The following is a 9,637-nucleotide window of genomic DNA, read 5'->3' as shown; positions in this document are numbered from 1 at the left end:
GAAGAAGACGATGACCAAGCAGCATCACATGAGCAAAAGGCGCAGGACTGCGGCCGGCGCTACGCTCGGCGTCGTAGCACTCCTCGTCGCATGGTCGACTACGGCTGGCGGCATGCTGGCAACAGCTGCGCCCCCGTCCGGCAGTGATGGGGTGGTCAGCGAGCCCGTCGCCAAACCGCATGCCATCGTCGAGCCCGAAGCTCGGGCCGTGAACGACGGCAAGCAAGGCCAGGCTGCAGGCGTGAAGATGCGTCCGGCGCCGCAGGTCGACGTCGAGAAGCTGAAGGGCACCGGGAATGGGGGCTGCGTCGCTGGCTATGGCAAACCCGGGCAGTGCTTGCCCGCCTTTCCGCCCAGCCACGCTGCCCACGGCATGGACATGCCCTGGACCTGCGAGGAGATGCGCACTATCTTCGTGGACGGCATCACGGTTGAGCGTGGCAAGGACACGCTGAAGCTGGACACCAACAATGATGGCGTAGCCTGTGGGGAGAGTGATGCAGCATGACTCGGACCCGTCGCAGGGCGGCCGTTGCAGCAGCGTCAGCTGCAGCCGCCGTCGTCCTCACCGGAGCGATCCATACGGTGGTCCAGTTTCACTCAGCCCCGCCGTCTGCTGCCACGAACGCTACCACTCAGAGCGTTCCGGCCGAGGAGCGCCCCCTTAAGAACAACTGCTCGGGTGGCTATGTCACTTTTACCTTCGATGATGGCCCGTTCACGAACACCGAGAAGGTGCTCGATGCGCTCGATGGATTCGGCATCGATGCCGTCTTCTTCTGGAACGGCCACAAGGTTAAGGGTCGTGAGCGCGTAGTGGCTCGCGCCCTCGCTGAGGGCCATGTCATAGGCAACCACACTTGGGACCACGGCAACATGACCACCGGGGACCTGCCCGATGGCACCAACGTGACCTGGGGGCCCAGCTGGGTGCGTAGCCAGCTCGAGCGAACAAACGAGGTCCTGATGGCTGCGGGTGCTCCTCGGCCGACCCTATACCGGCCCCCCTACGGGGCGATCAACAAGCAAGCGGACGGAATAGCCCAGGAACTCGGCCTGCGTCTCGTGATGCCTTGGGGATCCCAGGAGGAGGACAACATCGTGGACACCCACGACAACGAGGGTGCGAGCGTCAAGGAGATCGTCGATGTCACAATCCGGGGGATGCGGAACGGCTCAATCATCACCATGCACGACGGCCTGGGACAGGCGACGCTCAACTCCATCTACTCGCTTCAGGCCATCGTGGACGCGATGAACGAAAAGGGCCTGTGCGCCACCACAGAGGTACGCAAGGATGCTACGGGCCGCGTCTTGGAGGCGTATGGCTGAAGAGAACTTGGCGTCCGTCTGAGCCGCTACGAAGAGCCGTCTCCTGTCGCCGGGCTGCCCAGAAAGGTGGCTGCCGTCTACTGGACGCGCTGGAACTCTGCCATCCGGCTTACGCAGGTCCCGCAGTCATTCAACGTTCTCTACCTGTTCGCCGCTGGTCGATCCGGCGACCTGGGGGGCATCGGCTGGGGCATGAACGATATTGCCGCCGACATCAAGACTGTGCGCGCCAGGGGTCAGCGCGTTGTACTCTCAACGGGCGGCGCGGGCCAAGGGATCAACTTCTCCTCGCGGACTGTGAGCCAGCGCTTCGTGGACAGCGTCGTGCGCATCAACGCCGAGCTCGGCGGCACCCTGGCCAGCCCCATGATCGACGGGGTGGACTTCAACACGTTCGAGGCCGAGGCCACTCCTGAAACCGCCGAGTATCTGTGGATGTTCGCAGAGCTGAAGCGCCAGTTCGGCCAGGAGTTCGGCATCACGTCCCCACCTGCGCCGTGGAAAGACCAGGACAAGGCGATGATCCGCGAGGCCCTGTCCACCGGCCTCATGACCTACGCCGGGCCGCAGATGTATGACGGCCCGGGGCTGGCCGATCCTGCGTATATCATCAAGACCACGCGGGACTGGGTGCAAAACGTGGCCGGAGGGGATGCGAGCAAGATCGTGGTGGGCTTCGGCATGGAGGACATGGCGAACTTTTCCTCCATCGAGCAGATCCTCACTGCCTGGCGGGCCATCGAGAAGGAGTTTCCCGGGATCCGAGGGGCGTTCTTGTGGCAGCATAAGACCGACTTTGACAGGGGATGGGCCTTCGCCATGCAGGTTGCCCCTCTCATCCTGGACAAACCCATTCCGGAGCAGCCGATGCCCTGGACACAACCGTATACGCCGACTCAGCCTCCCGGCCCCATGGTCAGAATCGGCTCGGCCTCCTGCCCGCTTGCAGGTATCGACATCGCTCGCGAGCGGAATGCCTTGGTGGCGTACACGGATGAGGCGGCAACCACGACCACCAACCCGTACGGCTGCGAGGTGACCGTGACGGGCGGCAAGGTCATCCAGATCAACGACCGCCAGGTTGGCGAGTCCGTGACCGGAACACCCATCCTCAGGGGCGGCTTCGTGCTCTCGGGGCATGGCGAGGCTCGCACTTGGCTTTTGGCCAACGCCAAAATCGGTGCGGCGGTCGAGGTCGTCACGGTGTCGCCCCGACCTGGTCTCCCCACCCGCTCTTGATGCCGGGGTGGGCGGGAATCGAGGTTGCCGCCTGCTTACTGTCCCCGCTCGAAGCGGAAGGGTTCGCGATCGATTTGCCGGGCCGGGACACCTACCCAGGTTTCGCCGTCGGGCACGTTGCTGAGGACCGCGGCTCCCATACCAACCGTTGCGTACTCTCCCACCGATGTCCCCTCCCGGACACTGGAATTCATCCCCAGAAAGGCTGCGCGGCCAATCCGGACGCCGCCCCCCAATGACACTCCCGTATCGAGGGTCGCGAAGTCCGCCACGTCGTCGTCGTGCGTGAACGTTACGGACGGCATCGCCACCACGTGAGAACCGAGGGTGACCGACGCAGTCAGCGTCACATTGCGCAGTAGGATACTGCCCCGACCGATCCTGCACCCCTCCGGGTGTTCCACTGACGGATCGATCGCGGTGGCGTACCGTGCCTCGTTCAGTCCCATGCCAGCGAGCCGCTGCACGACACCTTCGCGCGACCTGCCCGAGCTGAGACAGACAAGGACTAAAGCATGCAAGTAGTCGGGTGCGTCGTCGATGGTTCCAAGGACCGGCGCTCCGTCCACGGTGACCCCGGCCAATTCCTTGTCATCGTCGAGCAGCCCCACAACGTCGTATTGGCCGCTGCTTCGCACCATCGCCATGACTTCGCGCGCCAGGCCGCTTGCAGCAATCAGGATCAGCTCACTCAACAGCCCACGCCTGTCCGAGCGGTTTGGATGGTGTTAATTACACGGTTGATGCTGACCGCATCCAGCTCGTGGAAGACGGGCAGGGTCAGCGTGCTGTCAGCAAGCCGTTCGGTGTGCTGCAGCCGTGCCCTGGCGGTTTCGCGCCAGCGGTATGCCGGTTGCCGATGGGCGGCCATGAGGCCGCGGGTTGCCGAGATGCCCGCGTCGGCAAGCCGGCAGAGCAGCCCGTCGCGGCTGATGGTGAAACCGGGCAACACCTCAACCCAGAAGGACTGGAAGTTGGTGGTTCCGTACAGCGGGTCCGCCACCAGCCGCAGGCCCTCTATCCCGGTCAGCCCGGCCGCATACATTCCGGCAATCTCGCGGCGCCGGGCAACCACCTGCGCGAGCCGGCGCAGCTGGACGATCCCCACCGCGGCCTGAAGGTCTGTCATCCGGTAGCTGAAGCCGATCTCGAGAAACACCTCCGGCGGTGCCGGTATGGAGCCCTGCCGGTCAGCCTCGGCAAGGCTTGAAGAATGTTCCCGGAGCGTTCGGGCCCGGGCAGCCCAGTCCTGCCGGTGTGTAGTGAGCATCCCACCTTCGCCGGTGGTTATGATTTTGCCAGCGTGGAATGACCAGACGGTCAAATCCGCTCCGGTGCCGACGGGCCGGCCCTTATAGAGGGATCCAACAGCGCAGGCGGCATTCTCGATCACGGTGATCTCGTGCCGGCCGCAAAGCTCCCGGATGGGGTCAAGATCAAGGGGGACACCGCCGTGGTCAACCACAATGACCGCGCGTGCATCCAAGGTCAGCGCCGCGCGGATTGTCTCGGCGGTAACGTTCCCCGTGGATGGGTCAACGTCGCAGAATACGGGACGCGCCCCCACATATGTCACTGCGTTCGCGATGGCGATGTAGGACAGCGACGGCACCACTACGTCGTCTCCGTGGCCGATACCGGCCACGACCAGAGCAAGGTGCAGTGCCGCGGTGCCACTGGAAGTTGCGACGGCGTGGGGAGCCTCGTGCGCTGCGCTGAAGTCCGCCTCGAACTCCTTGACTTTGGGCCCTTGCGCCACCCAGCCGGAAGCGACCACCTCAGCAAGGGCCTGGGCTTCTTCAGCACCGAGCCAAGGTTGCATGACGTTGATCCGGGCAATAACGGTTTCCGGATTCATCGGGTGCTCCACTTTCCTGGTCGCGGCGTTCGCACATTCTGCAAAGTTAGTCTGGAACAGGAGGTTATTCGTGCGAAACGTCGGAGCTATGTGGCTGGCTGAAAGGAACATTGCGGAAACTGCGGGTAGCTGCAAACTGGGCGCATGCCTAGATGACAGGCAGAACGTACGGTTCCCGCCGGGCGGCTGCTTTCCCGGCGGCCAAGGCCGTCAGCTGCGCCCGCGATTCCACTCCAAGCTTGCGGTAGATGGCTGTAAGGCGCACCTCCACGGTCCGGATGGAGACGAACAGTGTGGCGGCGATTTCCTTGTTGCGCATGCCGCGGGCCACCATCTGCGCGAGGGCGCGTTCGTGGTCGACGAGCATCAGCAAGGCCGGGTTTCCAGGCGTGCGCGCCGGTTCCACCCGCTCGTCAAGCAGCAGGGAATCAACATGCTGCGTCCAGGCAGCGGCGCCGGCCTCGTCAAACATCACCTTTGCGCGCAGCAGGCCGTCCCTGGATTCCCGCAGCCGGCCCAGGGCGCCCAGCCGCTCTGCGAAGCAAAGCAAAGTCCTGGCCCGCTCCAGCAGCGAATCGTGGCCGCTCCTGCTCTCAAGTGCGTGGTTGAACAGTTGAACCGACTGCTCCCCGTCGGCCAGCATGGCCCGGCTGCGGGCCACAGCCATGAGCAGCCAAGGCGACCTCAAGCCGACGGCCCGGCTCTCCAGCCGGTAAAGGGCAGCGGTGGCTTCGCGGTGCCGGCCCAGCCGGATCAGGACTTCCACAAGATCCGCTTCGCAGCGCAGCAGCGTGGGATTACTGAATCTCATGCCGATCTCCGCGGCGCGTGAGAGTTGGGCGGAGGACTCGGCCAGGTTTCCCCGCATCAGCGCGAAGTGGCCTTGGCAGGCCGCCAGCTGGGCCGTGATTGCCGGATGGCTGTCCGCTCCGGCGAAATGCTGGGCATCGGCAAAATACAGTTGCGCCAGCGCCTCGTCGCCCAGCGAATGTGCCCGCCACACCCGGAAAATGTGCCGCATCCCCCGGTGGTATTTGGTTTCGGGCTCGGTGAGTTCGAGGTCTTCGATGAGCCGGACGGCCTTCCCGACATTCCCCGCGCGGATCTCGTTGTCCACGGCGAAGTATTCTGCGGTTTCCCGCCAGTTGATGCTGCTGGCCTCAACGGAGCTCCGCACCATCGCGAAGGCCTCCTGGGCAAGTTCATGGTGCTCGCCGTAGGTCAGGGCGCGGCCCTGCACCAACAGGCCGGCCACGGTGCCACTGCCGGCGTCGTGTTTGCGGCCCTGTTGCGCCGGGGTCCCCTTGATGGCCTCGATCAGGAGCTTGGCGCGGTCAGCCACCGCGAGGCATTCCTTGGAGGCGGCGTCCCGGAACTCTTCGGCGTGGCGGAGCAAGCTGACGGCGTCGTCCACCTCCCACCGCTCGGCGTAAAAGAGTGAACCGACGCCCAACAGCGTGGCGGCATATGCGGGGTCGTGCTGCCCGAACTCCTTGACCAGGCGCAGCACCATGTTGGACCGCACCGTGGCACCCTGGATGAACTGGATCTCGAAGGCCAGTCCGGTCAGCCGCATAATCAGGGCCGGGTTGCGCGTCACCCTGCGGGCCCAGTCCAGGTAACGCTTCGCGTAGACAAGTTCACCGCGGTTGAACAGCAGCTCAGCCAGGGTTGTGAGCCGCGCCGCCGTTTCTGCTTCCCATGGGTTGATGGTCAGGGCGCGCTCGATGTACTCCACGGCGAAGGACACGTCCCCGCTGCGGATCAGGTCAACAGCAAACCGAAGGAGGCCGAACGGGGTCTGGCGTTCCAGCGAGCTGAAGCTCAGATGCCACCGGCGCGCGTACTGGTCGGTCTCACCGGCTGCTTCCGCGAGCGAGCGGTGGTTGGCTGTGCGGACCGACGGTGTCATGGCGGCGAAAACATATCCACGCAGGAGCTGGTCCTGGATCCGCAGGTGGGGACCGGAGCGGCTGACTATGCCGTTGGCCAGGAGCTCATCCACACCTGTCCACAGTTCGCTGTAGACGTTCTCCAGCGTGGCAATGTCGCTTCGGCAGGAAAGCGACATCAAATCAAGGGCTTGCCGGGCAGCTGGAGTGAGGGCGCCCACCGTCGCGGCGAACTCGGATTCAAAGCTTCCTTTGCAGGGCAGTGGAATGGGCAGCGCGTATTTGCCCTCGGCATGGCGTTCCAGCAGGCACGTGTATAGCTCGACGGCGGCGAGCGGGTTCCCTTGGGTTGCGGCGGCGACCGCATGGACCGCCGTCGGCGCAGTCTGCCGCGCCGGGATCGATTCCAGCATCCGGACGGTGTCGTTGTAGTTCAGGGCCATCAGATGCAGTGCTGGGAGGCTGCCGAAGGGGCTGTCCGGCACCTCATTCCGGACGCCGGCGAAGAGAACTATGTCCGTTCCGGACAGGCGGCGCGCGAGGAACCCGATGACGGCCTGGCTGCTGGGATCAAGCTGGTCTGCATCGTCCACCACAACGACGGTCCGTGAGGACGACCGCTGATGAAGCCTGTTGAGCAGCATTGTGGCGACTGCGGAGACATCCGTGGCGCCGGCTGAGTTCTGCAGCAGCTCCTCGGCAAACCGGCCAAGGACCGGGTCATCGATCCCGTTCAGCAGCGCTGTCAGGCCTGAGAGTGGCCAGTCCGACTCCGATGCGCTTGCCCGCAGAAAGACGGTCTGGTGATCGGAAAGCCGCGGGATCGCAGCCAACAGCGCGGACTTGCCCATTCCCCGCCCACCCACAACCGTGAGGGCAGATTCCTTCGGACCCCGGATCACCGCGAGGATCCGGTCCAACTCCTTGCTCCGGCCAATTAACGACATAAAGCCCCCATCCATCGAAGAATGAGACCTATTACCTGCTTTGAACTACACCCACGTCGAGGCCGTCCAGCCAACTGCCTGACTGCGGGCCAACTTCACGGTTCCCAGCCGATGGATCACAATCTAACCTCCAAGGATTGGGCCGCACCACAGTATTAGTTGACGCAAAGAACTAGGTACACCACCTAGGGTGTGCGGCTGGTACTCACCTTAGCGGCGTGGGCCCGGACCACCGGCTTTAGGCGGCGAGGCCTACCACCAGGTTGATGGTGGTGGCCAGAATCCCGACGCCGAAGACATACGACAGCAGACTGTGCCGCAAAGCTGCAGACCTCATCTCCCTGGTGGTGATGGAAGTGTCCGAGACCTGGTATGTCATGCCCATGCTGAACGCCATGTATGCGAAATCCGCGTACTGCGGCGGTTCGTCCTGGTTGAAGTTGATCCCGCGGGGCGGCCCAGCGGTGTAATACACCTCCGCGTAGCGCAACGTGAACAGCGTATGCACCAGCAGCCACGAAAAGACGGCCCCCAGCAGGGCAAGCAGGGCGAGCAGGAACTTGTCCAGGCCCTGCGCGTCCTTGGCTCCGAACATCACCAGGACAAACGCCGCAAGCGAGCCCACCGCGGCGCAGAGGATGAGAAAATCGGCGGTGGCACGTCGCGGATCTTCTTCCCGGGCGTGTCGTGCTGTCTGTTCGGCGTTCATGGGGCTGATGACTATCCACACGAAGAGGCTGTAGACACCCGCCGCCACCGCCCAGCCCACGGCCGGAGCGTAGATCCATTCGCCCCACAGGCCGGTGGCCAATCCGGCTACGACGCCCGCGACGACCATTGCCAGGAATCGCCACAAGGCGCGCTTGGCCCGTGGCGACGTGGGTGGGTGGCTGGATGAGGTGCCGGTCATAAGGAGATCATGCCACGCCGGCCTCGGTCACGAGGTGCGTTCTTTACCTCCGGTTGCCGTGCCGAAAGGCGCATAGTTGCGGGTTCCCTCGTTGATGTCCTTGTTGATGTCCTTGTTCAGCAATGTGATGCGCCGGACGGCCCTGACGCTTGGGTTTAAGGCTAGCCACATCGGGCCTTTGGTGCTGAGTTATCCACAGAAACCCCGACAGCCGGTTTGTGGCCACGGGTTTTCCACATAGCCGCGCTCCGGCTTCCGCCTTGCCACCACGGCGCCTAGCCTTGAGTCAAGCGCGAATCGCCTATCCGGTCCAAATGCACTAAGATATTGAAGTCTGTGCTGCGCCCTGCCTCCGTTCCGTTGGCCGGGCATGCATGGCATCGCAAATGAACCTCCTGTTACGGAAATGCCGTAACCGCTTAGCCCAAAGGAGGTGGGTTCACATATGCGTCCTTACGAATTGATGGTAATCATCGACCCCGAGGTCGAAGAGCGTACCGTTGAGCCGTCGCTTCAGAAGTTCCTGAACGTCATCACCAACGATGGTGGAACCATCGAAAAGGTTGACATCTGGGGCCGTCGTCGACTGGCTTACGAAATCAAGAAGAAGTCTGAAGGTATCTACGCCGTGGTGAACTTCACCGCCAAGCCGGAGACCGCCAAGGAACTTGACCGCCAGCTGTCTCTTAACGAGACCATCATGCGCACCAAGATCACCCGCCCCGAAGAGCAGAAGGTCGTTGCTGAATAATTTCAGCTCCGATTTTCATTCTTCACCCCGCAGGATCGAATTCTTCACCCAGGATCGAACAAGGAGGCAGTAGATGGCAGGCGAGACCACCATTACGGTCATCGGTAATCTCACCAATGACCCGGAATTGCGGTTCACACCGTCAGGTTCGGCAGTAGCGAACTTCACCATCGCTTCCACCCCACGCACCTTTGACCGCCAGTCCAATGAGTGGAAGGACGGGGAAACCCTGTTCCTCCGCGCAGCGGTGTGGCGTGAAGCAGCCGAGAACGTCGCCGAATCCCTCACCAAGGGCATGCGCGTGATCGTTTCCGGCCGTTTGAAGAGCCGTTCCTACGAAACAAAAGAAGGCGAAAAGCGCACCGTTATCGAGCTCGAAGTCGATGAAATCGGCCCGAGCCTGCGCTACGCCAATGCCAAGGTCAACCGCACCCAGCGCTCCGGCGGCCAGGGTGGTCAGGGCGGCTTCGGCGGCGGCAACAGCGGCGGTGGCTTCGGCGGCGGCAACTCTGGTGGAAACCAGGGCGGCAACTCCGGTGGCGGCTCCGGTGGCGGCAACCAGCAGGCTGCACAGGAGGATCCCTGGGCAACGCCCGGTGTCTCCAACGCAGGCGGCTGGGGCAACGGCCCCGATTCCGAACCTCCCTTCTAACCACCAAAAATTCAGGTCCGACGCCGGGACCGCCCGGTTGCCGCAAGGCACCAGGC

General features: G+C 63.5%; 10 protein-coding genes. 5 read left to right on the top strand and 5 right to left on the bottom strand.

The features are described from left to right. The first annotated feature begins 10 nt into the window (after positions 1-10). The 3 genes from ABIB27_RS10045 (at position 11) to ABIB27_RS10035 (ending at position 2,571) form a co-directional block, all read left to right on the top strand. Positions 11-508 (top strand): hypothetical protein, encoded by a 498-nt coding sequence (locus ABIB27_RS10045; RefSeq protein WP_354253845.1) that lies wholly within the window; start codon positions 11-13, stop codon positions 506-508. Beyond that, positions 505-1,332, top strand: a complete 828-nt coding sequence (locus ABIB27_RS10040) for a polysaccharide deacetylase family protein (protein ID WP_354216923.1) — start codon at positions 505-507, stop codon at positions 1,330-1,332. Before ABIB27_RS10045 ends, ABIB27_RS10040 begins: the two co-directional genes overlap by 4 nt. 66 nt (positions 1,333-1,398) lie before the next feature. Further along, positions 1,399-2,571, top strand: coding sequence for a glycoside hydrolase family 18 protein (locus ABIB27_RS10035; protein ID WP_354216924.1), 1,173 nt, complete (start codon positions 1,399-1,401; stop codon positions 2,569-2,571). 35 nt (positions 2,572-2,606) lie between these two features. On the opposite strand, the gene ABIB27_RS10030 is transcribed toward ABIB27_RS10035, so the two are convergent. From ABIB27_RS10030 to ABIB27_RS10010, 5 genes are all read right to left on the bottom strand, one after another. Beyond that, the gene (locus ABIB27_RS10030; protein WP_354216925.1) at positions 2,607-3,266 is read right to left on the bottom strand and encodes an acetyltransferase; all 660 of its coding nucleotides are present in this window, start codon (positions 3,264-3,266) and stop codon (positions 2,607-2,609) included. Further along, complete coding sequence (locus tag ABIB27_RS10025) at positions 3,263-4,429, bottom strand: DegT/DnrJ/EryC1/StrS family aminotransferase (RefSeq protein WP_354216926.1); 1,167 nt, start codon at positions 4,427-4,429, stop codon at positions 3,263-3,265. The genes ABIB27_RS10030 and ABIB27_RS10025 overlap by 4 nt, the downstream gene beginning before the upstream one ends. A gap of 148 nt (positions 4,430-4,577) precedes the next feature. Then, positions 4,578-7,268 (bottom strand): AAA family ATPase, encoded by a 2,691-nt coding sequence (locus ABIB27_RS10020; protein ID WP_354216927.1) that lies wholly within the window; start codon positions 7,266-7,268, stop codon positions 4,578-4,580. Positions 7,269-7,506: 238 nt separating this feature from the next. Continuing rightward, positions 7,507-8,178, bottom strand: coding sequence for a DUF1345 domain-containing protein (locus ABIB27_RS10015; RefSeq protein ID WP_354216928.1), 672 nt, complete (start codon positions 8,176-8,178; stop codon positions 7,507-7,509). A gap of 27 nt (positions 8,179-8,205) precedes the next feature. Next, positions 8,206-8,349 carry a hypothetical protein gene (locus ABIB27_RS10010; RefSeq protein WP_354253844.1) on the bottom strand — a complete coding sequence of 48 codons (144 nt, stop codon included), beginning with the start codon at positions 8,347-8,349 and terminating at the stop codon, positions 8,206-8,208. A 274-nt stretch (positions 8,350-8,623) separates the two neighbouring features. On the opposite strand from ABIB27_RS10010, the gene rpsF reads away from it, so the two are divergent. Next, the gene (gene rpsF / locus ABIB27_RS10005) at positions 8,624-8,929 is read left to right on the top strand and encodes a 30S ribosomal protein S6 (protein ID WP_013602900.1); all 306 of its coding nucleotides are present in this window, start codon (positions 8,624-8,626) and stop codon (positions 8,927-8,929) included. Between the two features lie 73 nt (positions 8,930-9,002). Beyond that, positions 9,003-9,581, top strand: a complete 579-nt coding sequence (locus ABIB27_RS10000) for a single-stranded DNA-binding protein (protein WP_354216929.1) — start codon at positions 9,003-9,005, stop codon at positions 9,579-9,581. Positions 9,582-9,637 lie beyond the last annotated feature (56 nt).

The sequence above is a fragment of the Arthrobacter sp. UYEF21 genome, from assembly GCF_040546085.1.
Classification (GTDB): Bacteria; Actinomycetota; Actinomycetes; order Actinomycetales; family Micrococcaceae; genus Arthrobacter.
This window is presented reverse-complemented; position numbering and strand designations above follow the sequence as displayed.

Coding starts and splice junctions, on each gene's coding strand:
- ABIB27_RS10045 (WP_354253845.1), top strand. CDS start 11: ATGACCAAGCAGCATCACATGAGCAAAAGGCGCAGGACTGCGGCCGGC.
- ABIB27_RS10040 (WP_354216923.1), top strand. CDS start 505: ATGACTCGGACCCGTCGCAGGGCGGCCGTTGCAGCAGCGTCAGCTGCA.
- ABIB27_RS10025 (WP_354216926.1), bottom strand. CDS start 4,429: ATGAATCCGGAAACCGTTATTGCCCGGATCAACGTCATGCAACCTTGG.
- ABIB27_RS10020 (WP_354216927.1), bottom strand. CDS start 7,268: ATGTCGTTAATTGGCCGGAGCAAGGAGTTGGACCGGATCCTCGCGGTG.
- ABIB27_RS10015 (WP_354216928.1), bottom strand. CDS start 8,178: ATGACCGGCACCTCATCCAGCCACCCACCCACGTCGCCACGGGCCAAG.
- ABIB27_RS10010 (WP_354253844.1), bottom strand. CDS start 8,349: ATGTGGCTAGCCTTAAACCCAAGCGTCAGGGCCGTCCGGCGCATCACA.
- rpsF (WP_013602900.1), top strand. CDS start 8,624: ATGCGTCCTTACGAATTGATGGTAATCATCGACCCCGAGGTCGAAGAG.
- ABIB27_RS10000 (WP_354216929.1), top strand. CDS start 9,003: ATGGCAGGCGAGACCACCATTACGGTCATCGGTAATCTCACCAATGAC.